Genomic DNA, 24160 nt, shown 5'->3' on the forward strand with positions numbered 1-24160 from the left:
ATCTCATTCAGTCAATGACTGAATGGATCGACTTCTATAACAATAGACGTATTAAAACAAAATTAAACGGAAAGTCTCCGGTAAAATACCGAGAACTTTCCGTTCAAAAAGCAGCATAACTATTTGTCCAAACTTAAGGGTTCAGATCACAATCATGTGTGTGATTGAGGGCTTTTTGTTGTGTGGAGTTTGGATATAAGTGGGAAGGAACTAAATCAACGTTTAAAGATTTGAGCCAATGGAAGTCACCAGATAAATCAATGAAGATGATTAACGTAAGGTTACATTTTCAAGTTTCTATTGATCAGTACATTGATGCTTACTATACGATTGGTGGCGGAAATAAATAAAATTAAAGCCTCTAACTCTTAATTGAGTTGGAGGCTTATTTTTTTCTGTATAAAAAGCGTGGGCTCTTTAAACCCACGCATTGCAACGTTTCCCACAGACAGTTTATTTTTATTTTGACTATCTTTGTTTGAACTTCATTGAATTTAGTTGAATCTATAAAAATCAAGAATGCTTTTAAATCAGCTATTTGAGCCTCATTGAGTTGTATTGAAGTGTATCGATTGGGCAAGTAGGGTTCGAACCTACAAATTACGGATTCAGAGTCCGTGGCCTTACCGTTTGGCGATTGCCCATTAACAGTAAAATTTTATAAAAGAATTATCTTTATGTCAAGTTCAAAATATCCGCAACTTATTTATTACTAGTGTGTTATCTTATATATCAGGAGTGATCAATAAATAATTTGCGAGGTGAACAAATGGATAAAAGTGAGATTTTAGTAAGCACGACGGAGCATATCCCTGGTGTTGAATACGAAATTATCGGTGAAGTTTTTGGTATCACGACTCAGTCTAAAAATGTTGTAAAAAATATTGGTGCTGGTCTAAAAAACTTGGTCGGTGGTGAGATTAAAGCTTATACAGAACTTTTATCTGAAGCCCGTGACATTGCAATTGAACGTATGCGTGATAATGCTGTCAAAATGGGTGCAGATGCTGTTGTAGTGATGAGATTTGATTCTGATTCAATTAGTCAAGATATGGAAACGGTAGCCGCTTATGGTACCGCCGTAAAATTTAAGTAAGGTGAAATTATGTCTTTAGAATATAACAAAAATACTTTGTCAGCATGTACAAGTATCTTAATAGGAAAGAAAGCAACAATTGACGGTTCAACGATCGTGGGTCGTAATGAAGACTCACAAGCATCATGGCCTAAGCATTTTGTTGTTCATGAACACACTGAGTTTCCCGAGACTCAAAAGTTCATTTCTAAAGCTAATGGCTTCCAAATGGATCTGCCAAAAACTCGCTACAAGTATACTTCTACTCCCGAATGGACTTTTAAAGAAGGTTTATTTGAAGAAGATGGCTTCAATGAGTATGGTGTAGCAATGAGTGCGACAGAAAGTGCTTATTCGAATCAACAAGTATTAGGTGCCGATCCGTTACTAGAAGATGGAATTGGCGAAGAAGCAATGATCACGGTTGTCTTACCATATATCAAGACTGCCAGAGAAGGTGTTTTACGTCTTGGCGAAATAATTGAAAAATATGGTACCTGTGAAACGAATGGAATTATTTTTTCTGATAAAGATGAAGTTTGGTATTTTGAAAATGGTTCTGGTCATTATTGGGTCGCACAACGTATTCCTGATGACAGCTATGCGGTCGTAGCCAATCAGTTGGCTATTCAAGAGGTTGATTTTAATAACCTAAATGACTTTCTTTATCGAGAAGATATAATTGAATTTGTTAATGACAATAATTTAAATCCAGCTGTTAAAGGATTTAATTTTAGAGAAATTTTTGGTACACATGACGAATCAGATGAAGTTTACAACACACCACGTGTTTGGTGGGGACAACAATTTCTTTCTGGAAGGTCTGAGGAGAGCCCAGAGAGTGAAGACTTGTCTTTCGTAAAGCAGGCCGATAGATTGCTTAGTGTTGATGATGCACAAGATTATTTATCTTCACATTATCAAAAAACTGAGTTTGATCCTTTGAAGAAGGGGATTAATGGTAAGAAATATCGCCCTGTCAGTCTTGCTAAGACACAAGAATCACATGTCTTACAGATTAGACCTGATATGGACCTCGACGTTGCCTGCGTGCACTGGTTAGCTATGGGAGTATCTTCACAGAGTGTCTATGTACCATTCTACTTAGGGATGACTGACACACCAGCAGAATACAAAATTGGCGAATTGCCATATGATAGTAAGTCAGCTTACTGGACCTATAAATTAGCCGGTGTTTTGTTAGATGCTCACTATTCTGAGTTCGGCAAAATGTATCAAGAGAAACAAAAAGATATCAATATCACATTGCGTAAAATGTTGCGCGATTTTGATATGCAAGCTTTGAGCAAGGATGCTGAAGAATTACCACAATTTTTGACCGACGCATCATTCCAATTGTCTAAAACAGCTTTAGATGGTTACAAGGAATTGATCGCCCAATTAATTACGGACTCGACTGATTTTTCGCCCCTCAACTTCAAGCACGATAGCAACTTATAATTGCACATTGAAAACTTAATAAGGGGATTGTTTTACTATGAATGATAGTAGTTCGACAAAGAAGACTATTACATTATTTGCGTTAATAATGATGATCTTCACGTCGGTATATGGATTTGCTAATACCACAGTGGCCTATGAACAAATGGGCTTGGCAAGTATTATTTGGTACGTTTTTGCGGCTGTATTCTTCTTCCTACCTGTAGGATTTATGATGGCCGAATATGGTTCTGCCTTTAATGAAGCACAAGGTGGAATTTATTCTTGGATCGAAGGAGCAGTCGGACCTCGCTTTGCCTTTACTGGAACGTTCATTTGGCTTGCTTCTTGGGAAGTTTGGCTCGTTTCTACATCATCAAAGGTCTGGATTCCATTATCCACATTCTTTGCGGGACATGATGTTACTCAAACTTGGCATGTATTAGGTTTAAATTCAAACCAAGTTATTGGTATTTTGGCAGTATTTTGGATCCTTTTGATTACTTTTACTGCAACACAGGGTGTTGATAAGATCTCAAAAATTTCATCTTTTGGTGGAACAATGATGATCGTCTTAAATGTCTTGTTCTTAGTTTTAAGTATTAGTATGATCTTTCTTTCTGGATTCCACACAGCTGAACCAATACATGGGTTTGAAACCTTTATTCACTCAGCAAATCCAGCGTTTGCTTCACCAGTTGGTATGGTTTCATTCGTTGTCTATGCTATCTTTGCTTATGGTGGTATGGAATCAATGGGTGGTGTTACCGACAGTATGAAAAATCCTAAACGTGATTTTCCACGTGGTGTTTTGATTTCTGCTGTAGTAATTGCCGTACTTTATTCATTGACGATCCTTTTATGGGGTGTCAGCACGAACTGGCATGCAATCCTTGGTAAGGACGGTGTTAACCTTGGTAATATTACCTATGTTATGATGAGTAACTTAGGATATACTTTCGGACAACATATCGGACTTAGCAGTACTGCTGCCATTACTGTTGGTGAATGGATGGCTCGTTTTACAGGATTAGATATGTTTATCTTGTACTTGGGCTCATTCTTCGTTTTGATTTATTCACCAATTAAATCATTTATTTTAGGAACACCAAAGGATTTATGGCCAGAACGTATGACTAAAGTTAACAAAAATGGTATGCCTGCAAATGCTATGTGGATTCAAGCAATCTTTGTAGCAGTTGTGATCATCCTAGTTGACTTTGGTGGTAAAAATGCCAAAGCACTATATAATGTTTTGACATTGATGGCCAATGTTTCAGCCACAGTACCATATTTATTTTTAGTTGGAGCATATCCATTCTTTAATCTGAATGATAAGATCGAAAAGCCTTATTCTTTCTATAAAAATAAGACTTGGATGTGGATCACGACAGTTGGAGTACTATTTGTACTCACATTTGCCATTATCTTTACATTGATCGAACCAATTCTGGAACATGCTTATATGGATGCATTCTGGACTATTATTGGACCAGTATTATTTGGTATTATTGCATTGATTCTTTATGGTAGATATTCTTATAAAAAGAAACACGCTGCCTAAAAAAAACGATATTCGCTTATATGCGAGTATCGTTTTTTTTGTTGCCCTAAATTTGCCAATCTTCACGGAATTGTTGCAAAAATGCTTCTGCAGCTTTAGAGAAGTGAGAATTTTTATTCCAGACCAAATCTAAATTAGCTAATAGATCAGGTTTTAAGGGGACAAAATCTAAATTGTTTTCTGGAGATGGTGTTATCAGGTTCTCAAGTGAGAAGGCATAACCGAATCCTTGGGCAACCATTTTTGAAGGATTGGTTATTAAATTATATGTACAGAAAATATTTAAATTTTCGATAGGCTGACCGAACCAAGTATTGAAAATGTTTTTGACTGAGGTTTGATTGGAGATCATCAAAGGTTTGTCTGTCAAATCTTCTGGAGTTAGAAATTTCCTGTTAGCTAATGGTGAATCTCGGCTCATTAAAACGCCCCACTGATCAATGAAGGGAAGCTTCAAATAGTCGTATTCTTTCGTTTCAAATGGTTCGATCAAAATTGAAAAATCTAATAATCCATTCGACATCTTTGAATAGATATCATCGGCGTTGGCGCTGAATAAGTGAAATTTTATTTTAGGATGCTTCTTAAGTAAGTTTCCCATAGTTTGTGCAATCATTTTGAAAGCCTGTGTTTCACCGCTACCGATATAGATATCACCTTGAATGTCGCCGGGTTTCATATTTTTGACCGTTTTATCTACTAAGGAGATTATTTCACGTGAATGTTCTAAGAAATATTTTCCAGAATCAGTTAGTTGAATTTTACGATTTGTTCTGATGAATAGTTGCGTATCGAGTTCTTTTTCTAAGTCTGACATTTGTTTGGATAGAGCAGGCTGCGAAATATGCAAAACTTTGGCAGCATTGGAAATATTGCCTTCATTAGCGACGGCAATAAAATAATTGATCAATCGTAACTCCATGATATCCTCCATAACCTTTTATTATATATAAGTATAGTTTATTGGTATTTGTTATGTACATTTTAACGTTTTATACTAGTTTTTGAAAAGAAAACGGAGGAATAAATTTATGTCATTAAAAGATAAAGTAGTAATTATTACCGGTGCATCAAGCGGTATCGGAGCCGCAACAACTAAAAAGTTAGTTGAAAATGGAGCCAAAGTTGTTATTGGCGCACGTCGTGAAGAAAGATTAAAATCATTAGCTGATCAATTTGAAGAAGGTAGTGTAATTTATCAAAAGACTGACGTGTCAAATTTAGAAGATATGAAATCATTAGCTCAATTGGCTTTGGATAAATTTGGCAAGATCGACGCTATTTATAACAATGCTGGTGTTATGCCTACAGCCTCGTTGAATGAATATCACCATGACGAATGGCAGAGAATGGTCAACATTAATATTATGGGCGTTCTCAATGGTATTGAAGCTGTTTTACCAACTATGGAAAAGCAGGGTAGTGGACACATTTTAGCAACATCATCAGTTGCAGGACACGTTGTTTACCCTGGATCAGCTGTATATTGCGGAACAAAATTTGCTGTTCGTGCCATCATGGAAGGATTGCGTCAAGAGGAAGGTTCTAAGGGTATCAAGTCGACGATTATTTCACCAGGAGCTGTTGATACGGAATTATATAAGAGTATTAGTGATGAGAAAGCTCAAGAAGATTTGATCGAATCTTGGAAACAACCTAACATGGCCTTGCGAGCAGAAGATATCGCTGACGGTGTTATTTATGCGCTAGACAGTGCCGATCATACTTCTGTCAGTGAAGTGCTTATTCGTCCTACTGCTCAGGAAATATAGAATTTTATGACTGTTGAATATAAGCAATCGACAACTGATTTTGAGAATATAGATAAAGTTGTTGAACATACCAATAAATTGATTTCCAAATTAAACTTTGGATACCACGACAATGAAGCAGTTTTGAAAATTTTGTCAGAGGTCGTTGGATATGAGATCGATTCTAGCAATGAAATAAATTTACCATTCAGTTCTGATTACGGACCACATATTAAATTAGGAAAAAATATTTATGTTAATCGTAATTGTATGTTTGTCGATCTAGGCGGAATTACTCTGGAGGATGGTGTTTTGATTGGTCCTGATGTGAAATTATTATCAGTAAATCATCCTTTAGATCCACATAGACGGCATAATGTTATTGGAGATCCAGTGTTAATAAAAGAAAATGCTTGGATTGGAGCTGGAGCAATTGTCTTGCCGGGTATTACAGTTGGTAAAAATTCGGTAGTAGGCGCCGGTTCAGTCGTTACCGAAGATGTTCCTGATAATTCAGTTGCTGTGGGTAATCCCGCTCGAGTTATTAAAAAGATATAAGAGAATTTGTTTTCAAAAATATATTTGTTAGCTTATAATTTTTAATTGTATCTAACGGGAGGTTTTTGGAATGCAAGAGCAAATTGAATTTATCGTCAGCAATGCGAAGGGTAAGCCTGAGAATATAGTTCATGAGGATAATTACTGTCCATTTTGTGATGTGAAATCATTGACGAATATTTTTAAACATGAGGACGATCGTATTTGGCTGATGAATAAATTTCGTGTTTTGGCCGATAGTATGCAGACAGTTTTGATCGAATCATCTGATCACAATGGTGATTGGTCAAATTACAGTTCCAAAAATGGTGAGGAGATCATGGAATTTGCTTTGAGATGTTTTGATGAAATGATCAAAGACCCCAAATACAAATCAGTAGTTATGTATAAGAACTATGGTCCACATTCTGGTGGAAGTCTGTTACATCCACACATGCAGATCATCGGATTAGATAATGTAGACGCTTATGCACATATTCATGGTAATAATTTTGTTGGACATGATTATTTAAAAATTGGTAATGCTGAATTGAATATTTCCACTGAACCTATCTTGAGTTTCTTGGAATTCAATGTACGTATCAAAGATATATCTGATGCTAAAAGCATGTCTGATTCAGTCAGAATGCTAACAAATTATATTTTGCATAAATTCTTTAATGGTAAGTTTGATAGTTATAATCTGTTCTTCTATCACGTTAATAACGAGATCATTTGTAAAATGATTCCTAGGACAAGTACTTCACCAATTGTTATGGGGTATAAGATGCCGCAGGTTGATAATCTTGAACAGATCCAAAAAATTGAGAAAGAAATTATTGATTTTAATGCTGGTTTTAACTTGGGGGTTAACTCCGGAAACTAATGAATTTTGCTTGCAGTGGAACCGTTCCAAGCCTCGGTCTTGGAACTCGATATAGAGCTTTGCTACGCAAATCTCTATATCGTTCATGCCGTAAGAACGGAAAACCACCGTTCAACGCCATTGTCACTGCTAGCAAAACTCATTAGTTTCCTCCGGTTTTTGAAATTGATCTAAAAAGGCTATATCCTAGTAAATATTTGGATATAGTCTTTTTTAAATAAAAAATCCCCTTTAGTCGAGGTCAGATTATGTTGTTCATCTAACATTGATTAGGGGGGATTTTTATATATTATTTAGACGGAGGTTATGAGTGATGGAACCAGTTATCACAGTGGAGTTAGGACGGCGACTTTACTCCACGGACGATTCTGAGATTTGCGATAACAAAGCTCAAAATCGAGGCCCCAGACCGAGGCTGGGACCGATCCGACAACAGGTGGAATCACTCATAACCGAAGTCGGCTAAGTAAACCACTATTTAACAGGATGTTTAGTTGTTAAAACTTTTGTACGATCATCCAGCTCTTTAAGTTTATCAGCATTATCGTGATTTTCGATTGCTTCAATAATAATATGAGCAACTTCACGACAATCGTCTTCATCAAAACCACGTGATGTGATTGCTGGTGTACCTAATCTTAAACCTGATGTTAATTTTGGAGGTAATGGATCGTTTGGAATTGCTTCTTTATTAGCTGTGATGTGGATCGAATCAAGTAGGTCTTGAACTTCCATACCATTCAAATCTGTGTCAGTTAAAACGACATTTAGAAGATGGTTATCAGTACCGCCTGTCAAAACTGACAAGTGTTCTGAATCGTTAATAACTTCGGCCATGGCTGCAGCATTCTTGATAACTTGAGCAATGTAATCTTTAAATTCAGGTTGTAAGTCTTCACCAAAGGCAACAGCTTTAGCAGCAATGACATGTTCCAAAGGTCCGCCTTGTGTACCAGGGAAGATGGCAGAATTAATCTTCTTACCAAGTTCTGGTTTAGCAAAAATCATACCACCACGAGGTCCACGGAGTGTCTTGTGAGTAGTCGTAGTAACGATATCAGCTACACCAATTGGAGTGGGGTGTAGTCCAACGGCAACTAAACCAGCAATGTGGGCCATATCAACCATAAGTAAGGCATTAACTGAGTCGGCAATTTTGCGGAATTTCTTGAAATCGATCACACGACTGTATGCAGAAGCACCGGCTACGATCAATTTTGGTTGAACTTCTGTGGCGATTTTTTGTACGTCGTCATAATCAATGAATCCTTCGTCATTAACGCCATATGAATGGAAATTGTACATCTTACCAGAGAAATTAACACGAGATCCGTGTGTTAAGTGACCACCAGCGTTTAGATCCATTCCTAAAACAGTATCACCAGGTTTTAATACAGCTTGGTAAGCAGCAGCGTTAGCCTGTGATCCAGAATGTGGTTGAACATTAACATATTCGGCATTAAAAAGTTTTTTGGCACGGTCAATAGCGAGTGACTCAATTTGGTCGATATATTCACAACCACCATAATAACGGTGGCCGGGATAACCTTCAGCATATTTATTAGTTAAAACTGAACCTTGGGCCTTACGAACATTGTCAGAAACAATGTTTTCTGAGGCAATCAATTCGATATTCCTATCTTGTCGAGCCTCTTCCTTATTGATTAAATCAAAAATTTCTTTATCACCTGTACTGTAATTCATTTAACCATCTCCTTAATTATTATTAACGGTACTAGTACCAGTAGAATAATCGATAGTAACACCATTTTCAACATTAAAAATATAGACATTGAACGAAACTTGACCATCACTATTACCCTGACTATCAAGCGATTCAGCCATCATTTGAACTCCACGAGCAACTAATTCATCACCACGATAAATTGGTTGTACTCGATATCTGACAAAGTTATTCGGATTTTGCTTGATATAGTAAGCAATATCGTCTTCATGCTTTAACATTTCAGGAGCGTTCAAAGATCTAGTTCCTGTCATCAGATTTTTGGGATTGTTATTTTGACCAGATAATTGATAGCCAATCAAATGGGAACGATTATAAAGCCAACCACTAGCAATTTTTTTGTTATGCCATCCAGTTGGATTTACATATAATGGTTCACGTTTGGAAGTCGGCATTAAACTCTTATTCAAAAGAGCATCAGCTTGAACAGCACGATTTAGTTTGTCCAAGTCGGCAAAACTTTGCCAAGCACCATTTTGAATACTCAAATCTGATTTTGAAAAGGTCGGTTTATTGTTATTGACTGTTATTTCTTGATCACTTTGATAATTCAAATTAGCCAGATCTGTTGATGATGAATCAGTTGTTTTTTCTTCTTGTCGCGGATTATCTCCAGCTTTGGGAGCATTATTCTGATAAGTCTCATAAACTCCTGAACCACCAGCTAAAATCAAAACTAAACTGGCTGAAACTAAACTTCTATGGATCTTTTTTTTAGGCTTTGTCATAAAAGTCGTGAATAAAACAATTACCCCTAATAAAATCAATAATACTGAATACATATAATTCAATCCCCTCAACTCAAAGACTAAAATCTTCAATAGTCATTTTATCATATATGGCGGGTTACATTGGAAAATAAAAGAGGATCTGGCCACGCAGATCCTCTTACATAAATGTTTTTTTGAGTTCGGCAATTCTATCATCCAGTGGAGGGTGAGTATCGAATAATCCTGAGAAGTGTTTCTTTTTCTTCATAGGGTCATCAATATATAAAGCAGCGCTTGCATCATCGACTTTTTTCATCGGTTCAGTACTGGCTTTCAATTTTTCTAGTGCGTTGATCAATCCTTGTGGATTACGAGTCAATTCTGCACCAGAAACGTCGGCCAAGTATTCACGATTTCGCGAAATTGCCATTTGAACTAAGCTGGCGATAAAAGGTCCAAGAATCATGAAGATCAATCCCACGACCCAGAGTGCTAATCTGATAGCCACCCAATTGGAATTATCTCGATCATCGTCGCCGCCAAACGGTAATACCCAACGATAAGCATTACCCACTAGGTAACAGATAAAGATAATTGCGGATGAGAGGGCTAGTGAGATTGTCGACACTCGAATGTCGTAATTTTTTACGTGAGATATTTCATGGGCTAAAACACCTTCTAGTTCCTCACGATCCATCATTTCATAAAGTCCAGATGTTACTGCAACGGCAGCATGTTTAGGATCACGACCAGTTGCAAAAGCATTGGGACTTTTATCATTGATGATATAAATATCAGGTAGAGGAATATCAGCTACCATTGAAAGATCCTCAACAATATGCCACAGGTCAGGTGCATCTGCCTCAGACTTGAGCTTTTTAGCACCATTCATTTGCATCACAATACTTGTTGATTGAAAATAAGTGATCAGTGTATAGATCAATGCAATAACAAGAGCGGTTATTACACCGCTCCAGAGATTATCTAAAAAGTATTCACCAATAAAACTACCTAAACCAGCTAATATTATGAAGAAAATGGTAAAAATCAAATATGTTTTACGCTTATTACGATCAATTTGCTGGTATATCATAATGTGCTCCTATTAAAACTTAACTTTTGGAGCTTCTTTTTCCACTTCAGGAATTTGTAAGAAGTCCATTTCCTTAAATCCATGAATCTTAGCTATGATATTTCTTGGGAATGTTTGGATAGCAGTGTCATATGACTGAACTTGACTGTTGTATGCTTGACGGGCATAAGCAACTTTATTTTCAGTATTAGAAAGTTCTTCCATTAATTTAGAAAATTCTTGGTTAGCTTTTAGATCAGGATAGTTTTCAGCTAGGGCAAAGACTTGTCTTAAAGCACCGGTCAGAGCAGTATCAGCATCAACTTTATCTTGAAGTGAGTCAGCATTTGTAACGTTGTTTCTTAACTCAACTACTTTTGAAAGAGTTTCCTTTTCATGGGTAGCATATCCCTTAACAGTTTCAACCAAGTTAGGGATCAAATCGGTACGACGTTTCAATTGAACATCGATCTGTGAACTGAACTCACGAGCACGATTACGGAACTTAACTAAACCATTGTATAGTCCAGCATAGGCAATCACGAGTACAGCCACGATAACAACAATTATTATTGTAGTCATAGGTTTCTCCTTCTTATATAGATTATCTTACATTTTAACATATTCGTTATAGAACGGTTACTAGTAGGAATCTTTACTGAAAAGAGCGTATAACTATTACTTTGAAAAAATAGTAATTATAATAGACTTTATAAATATATTGATTGCTTTTTAAAGAGGGAAAGGTTATGAAAAAAACAATTTTAGCTCTTTTAACGATATTATTTGGAAGTTTTTTTAGCACAACTAATGTTAAAGCAGACACAGTTAAGGCAGATGTCGTCAATACTGATTCGTTTGAAAAGCAGGTAGATCACCTTTTAGACCAGAAGAATTTTTCAGGGACAGTTTTGGTAGTCCGAGACGGTCATGTTCTTTATTCAACAAGTCAGGGTTATTCTGATCGTCAAGAAAAACATAAGAATCATTTTAATACGAGTTATGAAGTTGATTCGATTCAAAAATCAATGACTGCTGCATTACTGATGAAACAAATTGAACTTGGCAAATTGTCATTGGATGATAAACTTAGCAAGTTTTATCCGTCGGTGCCTGGAAGCAGTAAGATAACTATTCGACAGATGCTTGATATGAAGTCTGGTTTGATCTTGCCGGGAGATGTTGGTCCTCAAAAAGTTCTATCTGATCAAGCCATTATTAGTAGCGATATTAAACGGATCAAGTTTAGTCACGCACTGTATAACAATTGGTACTATTCACCGATCAACTTTAATTTGCTAAGTGGGATTTTGGAAAAAGTGACCGGTCAGAGTTATCGTCATTTGTTTTATGAATCCTATATTAAAAAATTAGACTTGAAGCATACCGAATTTGCCTATTCACATCGTCTAAAATCAGCAAATAAGGCCACGGGATATACGAATCTTGATCCAATTTCTGGAGCATCATCGTATAGTCATCCGTTTAATATCACGAGATTTGAAACATTCGATGAACTGGGAACTGGTCAGATGTTTATGAGTGCACACGACCTATATAAGGTAGAAAATTATATTTTAGCAGGTGATATGCTAACCAAAGCCTCACGTGCCGAGTTGTTTGTTCCAGCCAGCGTTAGTGATTATGGAGGTGGCTTTTACAATAAATACAATGATCATTACTCTGATGGCTGGGGTTATGGATTTCAAGGCGTAGTTCATTTATCCAGTGATGGACAGAATGCCGTTATCGTATTGAGTAATTATTCTCGTATCAGTGATGATTTAAAACCAGTTGCTAAAGAAATCTTTAATATGGTCAATGATTAATATCAGCAATTTCTTTTTTAATAAAACTATTTGGTGTAGTTTATAAGTAAGGAGGAGTTGCTATGTATAAATTAAATGATGGAAGAGAAATTCCTGAAATTGGTTTTGGTACTTATAAACTAAAAGGTCATTCAGGAGTACAAAGTATCGTTTCTGCCATTAATAACGGTTATAGAATGCTTGATACAGCTTATAATTATGAAAATGAAGGTACAGTTGGACAAGCAATTGCTGAAAGTTCAGTTAAGAGATCTGACTTATTTGTAACCTCAAAATTGCCCGGACGTTATTATCAATATGATGATGCAATTACTGCACTTCAAGAGTCACTTTATCGAGCACATTTAGATTACTTTGACTTGTATTTATTACATTGGCCAAATCCTAAAAAGGGGATGTATCCAGAAGCATGGAGAGCTTTGATCGATGCACGAAAATTTGGTTTAGTTAAGTCGATCGGTGTTTGCAATTTCTTACCAGAATACTTAGAGAAACTTCAAAATGATACTGGAATTTTGCCAGCTATCAATCAAATTGAGTTACATCCATTCTTTAATGAAGCTAAAATGCGCAAATATGATGCTGACAATGGCATTATCACTATGGACTGGAGTCCGTTAGGACGTGGAAGTTCAGTCATGTCTGATCCAACCTTAAATGAATTGGCCGCTAAATATAATAAGTCAGTCGGACAAATTATTTTAAGATGGGAATATCAATTAAAGACAATTCCAATTCCTAAATCATCTAAGACTTCACGTCAAAAAGAGAATCTTGACATTTTTGATTTCAAAATTTCTGATGCTGATATGAGTCAAATCAACTTATTAACTAAAGCAGACGGTCGAGTTCATGACCAAGATCCTGCAGAATATGAAGAATTTTAGAAGATGCCTACTGTGGCGTCTTTTTTTATTGACATTTGAGAGCTATGCCTATAAACTTTGGTACTAAATTAAAGGAGGTAGACATATGAGATATTGTGTAACTATGGATAAAAAGCATCATTTGTTTACCGTTGTTGATAAAAAGAACAAAAACATTTCTGCACACGGTAAATCAATTGAAGAAGCTGTTAGAAAAATTTTAAATAAGAAATAAATAAAAGCTCACGAATTTTCGTGAGCTTTTTTAGTCGTTTAAATGTTGAATTGCATAGTCAGCCTCTTCAGGTGTGAATTTTTCACCGTCGGTCGATGATAGCTGATCACGGATCTCTTCTGGAGACATGGACATTGTTTCTTGATATTGTTTTGCCATTTGAAGGGCATTGTTATTCCAGTCTGCTTGAATATTATCCATGGCGTATTGTGCGGCAGGAGCAGAGAATTGTTCTCCATCCACAGAGGTTAGTTGATCGTAGATGCCATTTTTAGACATATGCATCATTTCTGAATATTCGTTAGCTTTATTGAGTGCTGATTGGTAATCAGCAGGGACTTCGGGTTCAGCTGCTTTCTCAGGTTCTTGCGGTGGATCAGTTTCAGTTGACGAAGCGTTCTCGTCATCTTTGGTATTATCGTAAGATGAAACGTCCTCTGAATCATCTTCGTCTTCAGTTTTTACTTTTGGCTTAGATTTTTTTGTTACTTTTGAAGTAGTATCTTTAGCAACTTTATTTGTAGATGTCTGACCATTAGCACTAACAGAAAATCCGATTATTAAAAATAAAACTATGATTAACCAAAAGATCCAATCTTTATAAATTGCTTGCGATTTATGTTTGTGTTTTTTGCTCCTATTCATAACATTCCCTGATTTCATGTTTATTTAATTGGATATTCTTGTGATCCAATGGTATCACCATTAACACCCTTAGTAGCTATTAAAGTTACTGGCTTTGATGTGTCATCCAATGCGTAAGCAACAGCACTTTCAACAGTATCTCCCTGATTGATAGTGTTTAATTGCGTATCGACAAATTTACTGTCCGGTTGTGCGGCTACTTCGAGATCCTTTTCTTCACCGTTGTCGCTCTTTTGTGTAGCTTTGAAAACAGCCACCCAAGCAGTAGTAGGGTTGATATCCTTGTCAGTTTTATTAGTCGTTTTATACCAAATTGCAAAAATAGGCTTGTCACCATGCTCATTACCAGTGTCTCCAGGTTGGATGACCTTAGTTTGAGTTATCTCAATATCAAGATCATGGATCACAGCTTTGTTATCTTTAAAGTAATATTGTGAATCAGTATTTTGATCAGAATTATTATTTGCATCTGAATTTGTGGCTTGATCGTTATTTTGATTATTCTGAGTTTCATCTTTAGCAGTTTCAGGTTTAGCAGACTTTTTCTTAGGAGTTACTTTCTTTTTAGGCTTAGCGGTCTTCTTTTCAGGTTTCTTTTTGGAGACCTTGTGAGTTTTTTCTGTGGTATCAGCTTGATTCCTAGCTTTTGCGGCAGCATTTATCCCTGTACCAGATAGACCAATTACTATTAAGCCAATTAGGGTCCAGAACCACCATTTTCTGAGAAACGATTTAGATCCCTTAGGTGGCAGGATAGGACCACGTTTTCGCTTTTTCTTATTGTGCCTACTGTGAAATTCTCCCCGAGTCATATTCTGGTTATCGTTCAATAATTTCACCCCCGTGAATTAATCCCAAATTGAAACTGTATCTTTCCTATATAGTATAAGACTTATTGTTTAGTTGAAAGCGTTTAGTAAAAATCTTCGAATAAAAAAATAATTGTTCAAACAATATTGACATAGATACTTATTTCAAGTTAAAATGTTATTTGTTGTTTGATTGCCCGTTGGTCAAATGGTTTAAGACGCCACCCTCTCAAGGTGGAGTTATGGGTTCGATTCCCATACGGGTGATTTTGTACCAAGTTCTGATAAATCTTAATTTGACAAAAGTGCTGTAAACCTTGTGTTTACGGCATTTTTGTTTTCCAAAAATTAACTCAAAATAAACTTTTGTCCCACAAATTCTATTCAATTTCGAAAAAATAAATAAGCCTAAGTATAGACTCATTTAAGTTGCTTAGATTATTTCCAATTAAACTCTCGATTATTTGAAAATTTTGCACTACCTAGTTTTGTATCACCTTGATAAACGTTTGAATGGATTTTATCGGTCCCATCTTTATTTTTACCTATGATTATTAATTGTGCCTCAGCAGCACCTACTGCGTTTCCTGCAATTGTATTTTTTTCATTTTCGTTTAAATTAACAAAATCAGGTGTAATACTGATCCTTAAACCTCGATTACTGTCATAGCTAAGAGTATCGATGTAATTAGCATAATCATATCGATCATCACCAGAACTTGCGTATGATTTATCTTCATTCAATCCATCAATTAAGCTTTGATTATATTTTTTTACATCCGATCTTGTTAAATTTAATTGATCTTTATCTGGTGACTTTTTCTTTTTTTTATTTTCAACTTTGACATTATCTTTACTTGAAGTGTTTTCACCTGGACTAAATGTAGAAGTCATTAGCAATATAAATGAAATGATACAAATTAATAAAGAAATTCCAGCTACTTTATTTCCTATGAAACTATTCCTCTCTTGTTTTCTTGCATTAAACCACATCATAACGATAACTCCAGAAATAATAGTTATGGCTAAAGAGAATAAAAATAACATATATGATCCCCCAAATATATAGTCAGCTTTTCTAGTCATCAGTGTTTGGACAAATGTTAGTTTTTCTATAATAATATTTATTTAATTGATAAATCTTGTTATCTTCTCAAATTACTCGTAATTAAGTATATCAGAATTGCAATTTTAGAAGGATGGGAAAATTATGGTTAATAATTGATAATATTCGTCCGAAAAAATTTTAGAAATTTGATGTTTAAATAAGCAAACATTGAACTTAATTATTGAGAACCATTTTTAAACATTTTAAATCTCCCAGTGTTATCACTACCAATCTCCACCAAAATCTATTATCTTTAAGTCACCACTAAATTTGGAGGAGCTATCTAATGAAAAAGGGAATTGAATTAGACATTGTGGTTTCAAATGCGAGAGAAACGGTAGAACAGTTTCAAAAGGTTTTCGACATTCAAATAATTGAGGTTCAAAGCACAGCAGCAAAAGATGATACCATTTTGGTAAATATGGAAGGGATGAACATTCATTTCTTGAGCAAGAATGATGCAGTTGGGTTCAAAACTCCTATAACCACTCCGGAATCTCTCTGGGTCAATATCATTGTTGATGACATTGAGAAGACTAAAGATGCTGCCGTTCAAGCTGGATTTGAGTTAACTATTCCAATTACTAAAGAACCTTATGAGGGTATGCTCTACATGCTATTAAAAGACAGTGATAATTACCAATGGATGGTGTACGAGGCAAAATAAAAAGCCTTCATTAAGAAGACTTTAATGTTTGATGATTGCGATGTAGATCAGTATGAAAAACAGAACAGCGGAGTATGCTACTCCGGCAAATCCAGCAAACTCCATGATTATCCAATTGGTAATTTTAGAAGTTGCTAATAAAAGGATCGACATTACACTGAACATAGCGAACTGTCTTAGAATGCTTTGAAAGGCTTGGTTCAACTCTTTTTTTTCTTTATTCTTCATTACATTACGCCTACTATAATAGCTAGAAAATTATTGAGGAAATGAACTGTGATATCAGCTTTAATATTCTTAGTTCTGGCGTAAACAGCGGCTAAAACAACACCTAAGAGTACTTTTGATAAGAAGTAGATCCAATCAACATTGGTGCTGAATGGTGCATGTGCATAACCAAAGAACAATCCACTGAGTAAGACAGAAACTATCGGAGTATTTGGGAAGAACCAATTCATGAAGATACCTCTAAAGAGGATTTCTTCTAAAACTGGTGCTACTACAATAGTAAAAAGAACAAGAATAACAATATTATTCTGTGCGACTAATTGTAATGCATCAACGTTGGAATTGGTTTTATTCATCAAAGGAACAGTTACAGCATTGATGGCAAAGGTTAGTAATGTCGCAAATCCAACTATGATCCAGGTTGATTTCTTGAAAGGCACAGCTTTGAATGGTTGTGCCTTTTTAAATACGCTCCAAATAATGAAAGCGACAACAACTAGCAGTATAATAGTTATAATTGGCACTATTTTTAAATATGAAGCATAATTATGACCGAGATCTTTTTTTGTCAGCGTTAGTAGTCCTAATGGTATTTGTTCAAGTAAGAATAATCCCAGAAAAGCCATGACGTGGAAGAAACCTATCAAGGGGTTGAAGTTGTTTTTATTGCTATTCGTTTTCAATAGAAGTTCCACCTTTTTTAATAAAAATTAGAATTTTTTGCGAATAAGTGCTTTAATACTATAATGAGTTTTTTAAAGGGAGTGAATATATGCTTAAAATTGCTCGAGGGAGAATTAATCTCTGGCAAGTTCTTGGTGCGCTGTTATTTATGACAATCCAAGTTATTGCGACATTGTACCTGCCAAATATTACATCTGATATTGTTAATAACGGTATTTCTACTGGTGATACTAACTATATCATGCATGCAGGTTTGAGGATGGTGGTTGTTTCTTTCATTGCAATCATTGCTGCTTTGGGAAATGTTCTTATGGCTTCTCAGGCATCGCAAGGATTGGGTAGAAAGTTAAGATCAGACCTGTTTAGAAAGATATTATACTTTACTAATGATGAATTCGACAAATTCGACACTTCATCATTAACAACTAGAACAACAAATGATGTTATTCAGATTCAAAACGTTATGATCATGATGTTGAGAATGATGATCATGGCACCAATCATGTTAATTGGTGCTAGTTTCATGGCTTATCAAAAAAATGCGGCTATGACAAAAATATTCTTGATCTCAATACCTGTTCTAATCGTTTTGGTTGGATTAGTCATGTATTTTGCTGTGCCATTATTTAAAGCTATGCAGAAAAAGACTGATCGTTTGAATCTTATTTTCCGTGAGGGATTGACTGGTGTTCGTGTTATTAGAGCTTTCAGACAGGATAAGTTTGAACAAGATCGTTTTGAGGATGCTAATGCTGACTACACTAACAATGCTGTTAAAGTATTTACTATTGTAGCTTTGATGTTTCCAATCGTAACTTTGGTTATGAGTGGAACAAATATTGGTATTACTTGGTTGGGTGCACAATATATTGCTGACCAATCTATGCAAGTTGGTAATTTAATTGCCTTCATGACATATGCAATGCAGATTCTAATGAGCTTTATGATCCTTTCATTGGTCTTTGTGTTCGTACCTCGTGCTTCAGCTTCAGCTGCTCGTATTCAAGAAGTATTTGCTGCTGAAAGTCAAATCGATACGATCGACAAGCCTATTAAGATAAAAGATGATCCTGCATTAAGTTTCAGCGATGTTAATTTCAGATATCATGGAGCTGAAAACTTAGCTCTGTCTAATTTGAACTTCTCGATCGAATCTGGTCAAACTTTGGCTATTATCGGTGGTACTGGTTCCGGTAAGAGTACCTTGATCAATATGATCCCAAGATTTTTTGATGCTGAAACGGGTGTCGTAAGTCTTAATGGAACTGATGTCAAAGCCTTGAGCAATGAGGACATTAATCAACACGTTTCGATGGTTCCTCAAAAGGCAATTCTTTTCAAAGGTAATATTCGCGATAATATGACCTATGGTAAAGAAGACGCGACGGATGATGAAATTTGGAACGCTTTGGAGATTGCACAGGCGGCTGATTTTGTTAAGGAATTAGATGGACAGCTTGATGCTAAAGTTGAACAAGGTGGAGAGAACTTCTCTGGTGGTCAACGTCAGCGTTTGGCTATTGCTCGTGCTTTGGTTAAAGATGCTTCTGTTTATATCTTTGATGATTCGTTCTCAGCTCTTGATTTCAAGACTGATTTGAATCTAAGAACGGCCCTGAAGAATGATAAACGTATCAATCAAAGTGTTGTCGTTATTGTTGGTCAAAGAATTTCAACTGTTGCTGATGCTGATCAAATTGTTGTCCTTGACGACGGTAAGATGGTCGGTTTAGGAACACATGAAGAACTAAAAGAAAACAATGAAACATATCAAGAAATTATTGATTCTCAATTAAGGGAGGGTAAGTAATGGCTAAAGAACAATCCAAAACAACCCCATCCGGTGGACATGGTCCAGGTAATCATGGTCCAGCAATCAAAGTAAAACCAAAGAATTTTTGGAAGACAACTGGAAGACTGGCTAAATATATGTCTTCTTATACAATTGGACTTATTACTGTTATGGTTCTTGCAATCGTTTCAGCAATTTTTCAAATTAGAACGCCAAAGATTTTGGGTGAAGCTACAACTGAGATCTACAAAGGTTTCATGACTGGTGTGGCTCAACAAAAGGCTGGTATTCAAGTTAGCAAGTTCCCAATCAACTTTACAAAGATCGAGCATATTATTTTGATCGTATTGTTGATGTACTTAGCTTCAGCGTTATTTAGTTTCTTGCAACAATTCGTTATGACACGTATTTCTCAACGAACTGTTTTCAAATTAAGACGTGATCTTAAATCTAAGATGGAACGTTTGCCAATCAACTATTATGATTCACATTCAAACGGTGATATTATGTCGCGTGCTATCAATGATATGGATAATATCGCTGGTACATTGCAACAAAGTGTTACTCAACTGGTAACAAGTACCGTGACCTTTATTGGTGTCTTGTGGATGATGTTTACGATCAGTTGGAAGCTTACATTGATTGCTTTAGCGACTATTCCAGTCAGCTTGATCGTGGTTGGATTAATTGCACCACAGTCACAGAAATTCTTTAAGCGTCAACAAAAGTCATTGGGACTCTTGAATAATCAAGTTGAAGAGAATTATTCCGGACATGTTGTTGTTAAGAGTTTTACTCATGAACAAGAATCAATTGATGTATTTGAGAAAGAGAACGAAAAACTATATAAGGCATCTTGGAAAGCACAATTTATTTCTGGTTTAGTTATGCCAATGATGACATTTTTAAATAACTTAGGTTATGTTTTCGTTGCCATGTATGGTGGTATCCAAGTTGCCAATGGTAAATTGCCAATTGGTGATATTCAAGCTTTCTTACAATATATGAACCAATTTTCACAACCAATCGCTCAACTGGCCAATTTAACTAATACAATTCAAGCAACTGTTGCCTCAGCAGAACGTATCTTTGAAATTATTGATGAACCAGATATGGAAAACAAAAAAGTTGATGTACCTGACGTTCAAACTGATGACAAAGTAACTTTGGATCATGTTAAATTCGGCTATGATGATAAGCCAATTTTACTTGAGGATTATAACTTACAAGTTAAACCTGGTGAAATGGTTGCTATCGTTGGACCAACTGGTGCCGGTAAGACAACTATTATCAACTTGTTGGAACGTTTCTATGAAGTTAAAGGCGGATCAATCAAGCTTGATGGTAAAGATATTCGTAATATGACTCGTGAAGAAGTCAGAAGCCACTATGCGATGGTACTTCAAGATACTTGGCTCTTTACAGGAACCATTTATGATAATTTGAAATATAGTCGTGAAGACGCAACTAAGGAAGATATCATTGCCGCTGCTAAAGCAGCCCATGTTGATAACTTTGTACGTCAGTTGCCAAACGGTTACGATACAGTCCTAAACGAAGAGGCTTCAAACATTTCTCAAGGACAGCGCCAATTGATCACGATTGCCCGTGCGTTTGTCGCTGATCCAGAGATCTTGATCCTTGATGAAGCTACATCTTCAGTTGATACAAGAACTGAGATCCATATTCAGCATGCTATGGAACGACTATTGAAGAACCGTACAAGTTTCGTAGTAGCTCACAGATTGTCAACAATTCAAAATGCCGATAAGATCATTGTTATGAATGATGGTTCAATTATTGAAACTGGTAATCATGATGAATTAATGGCTAAGAATGGTTTCTATGCTGACTTATATAATTCACAATTTGCTGGTAATGTTGCTATGTAAATAAAAAATCTATCTGCTATTAGCAGGTAGATTTTTTGTATTCCGAATTTTATAAAATTTACATACGAATTATGAAAATTTTAACAACGTTGTTAGATTTACAATATGCATATATTGATATTATAAATCGAGGGTGTTTAAAAATGAGGTTCAACCAGTTAAAAAGTAATCCGAACAGCATTGTTAAAAAAAGATTGAAAAAATCTGGAACACAATGGGTCGTCGTTAGCAGTTTATTTTTTGCTGGAGCGATTTTCATTGGTGGAGCAACGACAGTTCACGCTGCTGATGCTCCAGTAGTTTCAACAACTTTGACTGGTACAAGTGATCAGTCAGGAACAGATACTGGTACAAAAGCGAATGGTACTACTGGAGCAGAGGGCACGGTAGACGATTCAACAAAAGAACAAGTATCTGACTCAAATGACGATGGTTCAAAGAGCACAGGTGAGGGAACTACGAATGAAGGTTCTGAAAATAATGGTTCTGGAAATACTGAGTCTGGAATAGGTGTTTCATCTAATTTAGCTTCTGGTGGCACTGAAAATACTCCAGCTTCTAGTACAGGTGATACAAGTACTGGTACTGAAGGTAATAATAATGGAACAGAAGGAGCAACACCTGGAAATACAGATTCTGAAGATCCAACAACTGGTACAGGCAGTGATACAACTAATGAAGGACCTGCGGCAGCCCCAGTGGCAGCAAGTGCAGAAGTAGCTGCTCCTAATATTGCGGAAGGTAGCTTTGGTACTTCTAATTGGTATATCAATTCAGATAATGTTTTGCATATCGGTGCAGGTGATTTTGCAACATCAGTTTATGCCAGTCCATGGGCAGCATATTCAAATCAAATAACTTCAATAGTATTTGATGATGAAGTAAATGGTAATGCTGATTCAAGTTATTTATTTGCAGGATTAACAAAAGTTACTTCAATCGTTAATGCTGATAATTTCAATACATCTAATGTTCGTTATATGGACTATATGTTTTCAACTTTATCTTCTTTATCTTCGCTTAAAGACGTTGATTTTTCAAAATGGGACACAAAGAATGTTGTAAGTATGAACCACATGTTCTTTGGGGACCAGTTTGCCGGTGGAGGTCACTTTAAGTCACTAGATCTGTCTGATTTAGATGTTTCGAATGTTAAAGATATGTCTGGTATGTTCAGTGGACAATCAGATCTTACATCACTAGATTTATCAAACTGGAATGTATCAAATGTATCTTATATGAACGGTATGTTTCAATCAGATTCAAGTTTAAAATCACTAAACGTAAGTGGTTGGGATGTATCAAAAGTTACTACTTTTGGCCGCATGTTCCTTGGTGATAGAAATATTGATTCATTAGACTTATCGACTTGGAAAATGAATCCAACTGCTAATTCAGATATTTTGTTTGCTAACGCTAATATTAAACAATTGACATTAAGCGGAAGTGATGTCTTTAGTGGTGATCCGGCTTTATCCGATTTGTCTACTTCAGACACTTTAACAGGTAAATGGATCAATGTTGGTACAGGAACAGTCGATAACCCTCAAGGTGGCTCTAAGCTCTCATCAGAGGAATTGATGGCTTTGTATGCCAATAATGGTGGTCCAGATGACACTTGGGTTCGTGAAAGCGTTAAGGTTGATACAAGTGTAACTGCATCTGTTACTATCAAATCTAATTTAGGACCTCAAATAGTTGATAATCAAAAGGGAAATATTGGAGATACTATAACGGTTAAGGTTCCACAAATCAAAGGTTATACATCTGACAAAGATACAGTTAGCGCAATCGTCAATGCAAATAAAACTATTACTACAGATGAAGAAGTTAAATATACTGCAGATGCATCAACTGGTGGCTCAGGTTCAACTGACACTGGAAATACAAATAATAACAATAATAATACTGGTGATACCGACAATAATGGTTCAACCGGAACAAATCCTGGTGGTTCGGAAACTAATGATTCGCAAATAATTGATCAGGATCAGACCATTGCTACATATGCAGATGAGCCAGCCGCCCAGCTTTATGATGTTAGTGGAAATATTATAAAAGGTCGTTTTCTAGATACAAATACTGATTGGCAAAGTGATAAAGTTTTGATCAGTAATGGTACGATGTATTATCGTGTTTCTACTAATGAATGGGTCAGAGCTGATGATGTTTATGTATATGTTGCCGATAATGGTACTGTTAAGACCTATTTAGATAGCGATAAGACTTTAGTTGATGGTCATGCTAATAAATCAAGTCGTTTCTTAGCCGCTGGTACTGATTGGTTATTTGATCGTTATACTGAGATCAATGGTAATAAGTATTATCGTGTATCAACCAATGGATTCGTTAAAGAAGACAGCGTTGTTCCTTATACAGCAGTAAATAATGTAGTTAATACTAATTCAAATAACGTTGCAGTTTATAATGAAACAGGTGTCACATCAAAGCATATCTTATCGGCCAATACAGCTTGGAAGACGGATAAAGTAGCTATGATCAATGATGTCAAAATGTATCGTGTATCGACTAATGAGTGGGTCAAAGCATCAGATGTCAGTTTGAATGACAATATCTAAAAATTAAAATAGCGTTCTAAAGACCCTTATATCAGAGGATTTTTGGA

24 protein-coding genes and 2 tRNA genes are annotated in these 24160 nt (G+C 35.9%); 15 read left to right on the forward strand and 11 right to left on the reverse strand.

Annotated features, from left to right (window positions below; all coding sequences use genetic code 11):
* Nucleotides 1-119, forward strand: a 119-nt coding sequence (locus EKM60_RS03560; protein WP_164508307.1) for an IS3 family transposase, incomplete at its 5' end; no start/stop codon positions are given.
* A 453-nt stretch (nucleotides 120-572) separates the two neighbouring features.
* Here the strand turns inward: EKM60_RS03560 and EKM60_RS03565 are convergent.
* Nucleotides 573-644: transfer RNA gene (locus tag EKM60_RS03565), tRNA-Gln, on the reverse strand.
* A gap of 125 nt (nucleotides 645-769) precedes the next feature.
* Here EKM60_RS03565 and EKM60_RS03570 point away from each other — a divergent pair.
* Genes EKM60_RS03570 through yjeM form a run of 3 tightly spaced genes read left to right on the forward strand, consistent with a single transcriptional unit; the run spans nucleotide 770 to nucleotide 4079 of the window.
* Nucleotides 770-1096, forward strand: coding sequence for a heavy metal-binding domain-containing protein (locus tag EKM60_RS03570; RefSeq protein ID WP_125712524.1), 327 nt, complete (start codon nucleotides 770-772; stop codon nucleotides 1094-1096).
* 9 nt (nucleotides 1097-1105) lie between these two features.
* Nucleotides 1106-2536, forward strand: coding sequence for a C69 family dipeptidase (locus tag EKM60_RS03575; protein ID WP_125712526.1), 1431 nt, complete (start codon nucleotides 1106-1108; stop codon nucleotides 2534-2536).
* 37 nt (nucleotides 2537-2573) lie between these two features.
* Nucleotides 2574-4079, forward strand: a complete 1506-nt coding sequence (gene yjeM / locus EKM60_RS03580; RefSeq protein WP_125712528.1) for a glutamate/gamma-aminobutyrate family transporter YjeM — start codon at nucleotides 2574-2576, stop codon at nucleotides 4077-4079.
* A gap of 46 nt (nucleotides 4080-4125) precedes the next feature.
* Here the strand turns inward: yjeM and EKM60_RS03585 are convergent, their stop codons facing one another.
* Nucleotides 4126-5001: a LysR family transcriptional regulator gene (locus tag EKM60_RS03585; RefSeq protein ID WP_125712530.1), complete on the reverse strand. Its 876-nt coding sequence runs from the start codon at nucleotides 4999-5001 to the stop codon at nucleotides 4126-4128.
* A 109-nt stretch (nucleotides 5002-5110) separates the two neighbouring features.
* Here EKM60_RS03585 and EKM60_RS03590 point away from each other — a divergent pair, with 109 nt between their 5' ends.
* From EKM60_RS03590 to EKM60_RS03600, 3 genes are all read left to right on the forward strand, one after another.
* The gene (locus tag EKM60_RS03590; protein WP_125712532.1) at nucleotides 5111-5851 is read left to right on the forward strand and encodes an SDR family oxidoreductase; all 741 of its coding nucleotides are present in this window, start codon (nucleotides 5111-5113) and stop codon (nucleotides 5849-5851) included.
* A 6-nt stretch (nucleotides 5852-5857) separates the two neighbouring features.
* The gene (locus EKM60_RS03595) at nucleotides 5858-6388 is read left to right on the forward strand and encodes a DapH/DapD/GlmU-related protein (RefSeq protein WP_125712534.1); all 531 of its coding nucleotides are present in this window, start codon (nucleotides 5858-5860) and stop codon (nucleotides 6386-6388) included.
* Nucleotides 6389-6458: 70 nt separating this feature from the next.
* On the forward strand, nucleotides 6459-7253 hold the full coding sequence (locus EKM60_RS03600) for a DUF4931 domain-containing protein (RefSeq protein WP_125712536.1): 795 nt from the start codon (nucleotides 6459-6461) through the stop codon (nucleotides 7251-7253).
* A gap of 474 nt (nucleotides 7254-7727) precedes the next feature.
* On the opposite strand, the gene glyA is transcribed toward EKM60_RS03600, so the two are convergent.
* The 4 genes from glyA to EKM60_RS03620 all read right to left on the reverse strand — a co-directional run bounded on the left by glyA (nucleotide 7728) and on the right by EKM60_RS03620 (nucleotide 11361).
* A complete protein-coding gene (gene glyA, locus EKM60_RS03605; RefSeq protein WP_125712538.1) occupies nucleotides 7728-8957 on the reverse strand; it encodes a serine hydroxymethyltransferase in 1230 nt (409 codons plus the stop codon).
* 12 nt (nucleotides 8958-8969) lie between these two features.
* The gene (locus EKM60_RS03610) at nucleotides 8970-9788 is read right to left on the reverse strand and encodes a DNA/RNA non-specific endonuclease (RefSeq protein WP_225426988.1); all 819 of its coding nucleotides are present in this window, start codon (nucleotides 9786-9788) and stop codon (nucleotides 8970-8972) included.
* A 97-nt stretch (nucleotides 9789-9885) separates the two neighbouring features.
* Nucleotides 9886-10800, reverse strand: coding sequence for a zinc metalloprotease HtpX (gene htpX / locus EKM60_RS03615; protein ID WP_125712542.1), 915 nt, complete (start codon nucleotides 10798-10800; stop codon nucleotides 9886-9888).
* Between the two features lie 12 nt (nucleotides 10801-10812).
* Nucleotides 10813-11361 carry a LemA family protein gene (locus EKM60_RS03620; RefSeq protein WP_125712544.1) on the reverse strand — a complete coding sequence of 183 codons (549 nt, stop codon included), beginning with the start codon at nucleotides 11359-11361 and terminating at the stop codon, nucleotides 10813-10815.
* Nucleotides 11362-11528: 167 nt separating this feature from the next.
* Between EKM60_RS03620 and EKM60_RS03625 the strand changes: the two genes are divergently transcribed.
* The 3 genes from EKM60_RS03625 to EKM60_RS11280 all read left to right on the forward strand — a co-directional run bounded on the left by EKM60_RS03625 (nucleotide 11529) and on the right by EKM60_RS11280 (nucleotide 13709).
* Nucleotides 11529-12608 (forward strand): serine hydrolase domain-containing protein, encoded by a 1080-nt coding sequence (locus tag EKM60_RS03625; RefSeq protein ID WP_125712546.1) that lies wholly within the window; start codon nucleotides 11529-11531, stop codon nucleotides 12606-12608.
* 62 nt (nucleotides 12609-12670) lie between these two features.
* The gene (locus tag EKM60_RS03630; protein ID WP_125712548.1) at nucleotides 12671-13495 is read left to right on the forward strand and encodes an aldo/keto reductase; all 825 of its coding nucleotides are present in this window, start codon (nucleotides 12671-12673) and stop codon (nucleotides 13493-13495) included.
* Nucleotides 13496-13580: 85 nt separating this feature from the next.
* A complete protein-coding gene (locus EKM60_RS11280; protein ID WP_263853080.1) occupies nucleotides 13581-13709 on the forward strand; it encodes a hypothetical protein in 129 nt (42 codons plus the stop codon).
* Nucleotides 13710-13739: 30 nt separating this feature from the next.
* On the opposite strand, the gene EKM60_RS03635 is transcribed toward EKM60_RS11280, so the two are convergent.
* The gene (locus EKM60_RS03635; RefSeq protein ID WP_125712550.1) at nucleotides 13740-14354 is read right to left on the reverse strand and encodes an Ltp family lipoprotein; all 615 of its coding nucleotides are present in this window, start codon (nucleotides 14352-14354) and stop codon (nucleotides 13740-13742) included.
* Between the two features lie 20 nt (nucleotides 14355-14374).
* Nucleotides 14375-15184, reverse strand: a complete 810-nt coding sequence (locus EKM60_RS03640) for a DUF5067 domain-containing protein (protein WP_225426989.1) — start codon at nucleotides 15182-15184, stop codon at nucleotides 14375-14377.
* 173 nt (nucleotides 15185-15357) lie between these two features.
* On the opposite strand from EKM60_RS03640, the gene EKM60_RS03645 reads away from it, so the two are divergent.
* Nucleotides 15358-15430 (forward strand) — tRNA-Glu (locus tag EKM60_RS03645).
* A gap of 171 nt (nucleotides 15431-15601) precedes the next feature.
* Here the strand turns inward: EKM60_RS03645 and EKM60_RS03650 are convergent.
* A complete protein-coding gene (locus EKM60_RS03650) occupies nucleotides 15602-16210 on the reverse strand; it encodes a hypothetical protein (protein WP_125712552.1) in 609 nt (202 codons plus the stop codon).
* 347 nt (nucleotides 16211-16557) lie between these two features.
* Between EKM60_RS03650 and EKM60_RS03655 the strand changes: the two genes are divergently transcribed.
* The gene (locus tag EKM60_RS03655; protein ID WP_125712555.1) at nucleotides 16558-16938 is read left to right on the forward strand and encodes a VOC family protein; all 381 of its coding nucleotides are present in this window, start codon (nucleotides 16558-16560) and stop codon (nucleotides 16936-16938) included.
* A gap of 21 nt (nucleotides 16939-16959) precedes the next feature.
* Here the strand turns inward: EKM60_RS03655 and EKM60_RS03660 are convergent, their stop codons facing one another.
* Entirely contained in the window at nucleotides 16960-17166 is a 207-nt protein-coding gene (locus EKM60_RS03660; protein WP_125712557.1) for a hypothetical protein, read from the reverse strand.
* Nucleotides 17166-17849, reverse strand: a complete 684-nt coding sequence (locus EKM60_RS03665; RefSeq protein WP_225426990.1) for a CPBP family intramembrane glutamic endopeptidase — start codon at nucleotides 17847-17849, stop codon at nucleotides 17166-17168. The genes EKM60_RS03660 and EKM60_RS03665 overlap by 1 nt, the downstream gene beginning before the upstream one ends.
* Before the next feature lie 89 nt (nucleotides 17850-17938).
* Here EKM60_RS03665 and EKM60_RS03670 point away from each other — a divergent pair, with 89 nt between their 5' ends.
* The 3 genes from EKM60_RS03670 to EKM60_RS03680 all read left to right on the forward strand — a co-directional run bounded on the left by EKM60_RS03670 (nucleotide 17939) and on the right by EKM60_RS03680 (nucleotide 24113).
* The gene (locus EKM60_RS03670) at nucleotides 17939-19660 is read left to right on the forward strand and encodes an ABC transporter ATP-binding protein (RefSeq protein WP_125712559.1); all 1722 of its coding nucleotides are present in this window, start codon (nucleotides 17939-17941) and stop codon (nucleotides 19658-19660) included.
* Nucleotides 19660-21534: an ABC transporter ATP-binding protein gene (locus EKM60_RS03675; protein WP_125712561.1), complete on the forward strand. Its 1875-nt coding sequence runs from the start codon at nucleotides 19660-19662 to the stop codon at nucleotides 21532-21534. Before EKM60_RS03670 ends, EKM60_RS03675 begins: the two co-directional genes overlap by 1 nt.
* Nucleotides 21535-21728: 194 nt before the next feature.
* On the forward strand, nucleotides 21729-24113 hold the full coding sequence (locus EKM60_RS03680; RefSeq protein WP_164508308.1) for a BspA family leucine-rich repeat surface protein: 2385 nt from the start codon (nucleotides 21729-21731) through the stop codon (nucleotides 24111-24113).
* The last annotated feature ends 47 nt before the right edge of the window (nucleotides 24114-24160 follow it).

Source organism: Companilactobacillus kedongensis, from assembly GCF_003946625.1.
Lineage (GTDB): Bacteria > Bacillota > Bacilli > Lactobacillales > Lactobacillaceae > Companilactobacillus > Companilactobacillus kedongensis.

Coding starts and splice junctions, on each gene's coding strand:
- EKM60_RS03670 (WP_125712559.1), top strand. CDS start 17,939: ATGCTTAAAATTGCTCGAGGGAGAATTAATCTCTGGCAAGTTCTTGGT.
- EKM60_RS03650 (WP_125712552.1), bottom strand. CDS start 16,210: ATGTTATTTTTATTCTCTTTAGCCATAACTATTATTTCTGGAGTTATC.
- EKM60_RS03590 (WP_125712532.1), top strand. CDS start 5,111: ATGTCATTAAAAGATAAAGTAGTAATTATTACCGGTGCATCAAGCGGT.
- EKM60_RS03595 (WP_125712534.1), top strand. CDS start 5,858: ATGACTGTTGAATATAAGCAATCGACAACTGATTTTGAGAATATAGAT.
- EKM60_RS11280 (WP_263853080.1), top strand. CDS start 13,581: ATGAGATATTGTGTAACTATGGATAAAAAGCATCATTTGTTTACCGTT.
- EKM60_RS03570 (WP_125712524.1), top strand. CDS start 770: ATGGATAAAAGTGAGATTTTAGTAAGCACGACGGAGCATATCCCTGGT.
- EKM60_RS03575 (WP_125712526.1), top strand. CDS start 1,106: ATGTCTTTAGAATATAACAAAAATACTTTGTCAGCATGTACAAGTATC.
- EKM60_RS03600 (WP_125712536.1), top strand. CDS start 6,459: ATGCAAGAGCAAATTGAATTTATCGTCAGCAATGCGAAGGGTAAGCCT.
- EKM60_RS03660 (WP_125712557.1), bottom strand. CDS start 17,166: ATGAAGAATAAAGAAAAAAAAGAGTTGAACCAAGCCTTTCAAAGCATT.
- EKM60_RS03630 (WP_125712548.1), top strand. CDS start 12,671: ATGTATAAATTAAATGATGGAAGAGAAATTCCTGAAATTGGTTTTGGT.
- htpX (WP_125712542.1), bottom strand. CDS start 10,800: ATGATATACCAGCAAATTGATCGTAATAAGCGTAAAACATATTTGATT.
- EKM60_RS03675 (WP_125712561.1), top strand. CDS start 19,660: ATGGCTAAAGAACAATCCAAAACAACCCCATCCGGTGGACATGGTCCA.
- yjeM (WP_125712528.1), top strand. CDS start 2,574: ATGAATGATAGTAGTTCGACAAAGAAGACTATTACATTATTTGCGTTA.
- EKM60_RS03585 (WP_125712530.1), bottom strand. CDS start 5,001: ATGGAGTTACGATTGATCAATTATTTTATTGCCGTCGCTAATGAAGGC.
- glyA (WP_125712538.1), bottom strand. CDS start 8,957: ATGAATTACAGTACAGGTGATAAAGAAATTTTTGATTTAATCAATAAG.
- EKM60_RS03620 (WP_125712544.1), bottom strand. CDS start 11,361: ATGACTACAATAATAATTGTTGTTATCGTGGCTGTACTCGTGATTGCC.
- EKM60_RS03655 (WP_125712555.1), top strand. CDS start 16,558: ATGAAAAAGGGAATTGAATTAGACATTGTGGTTTCAAATGCGAGAGAA.
- EKM60_RS03625 (WP_125712546.1), top strand. CDS start 11,529: ATGAAAAAAACAATTTTAGCTCTTTTAACGATATTATTTGGAAGTTTT.
- EKM60_RS03635 (WP_125712550.1), bottom strand. CDS start 14,354: ATGAATAGGAGCAAAAAACACAAACATAAATCGCAAGCAATTTATAAA.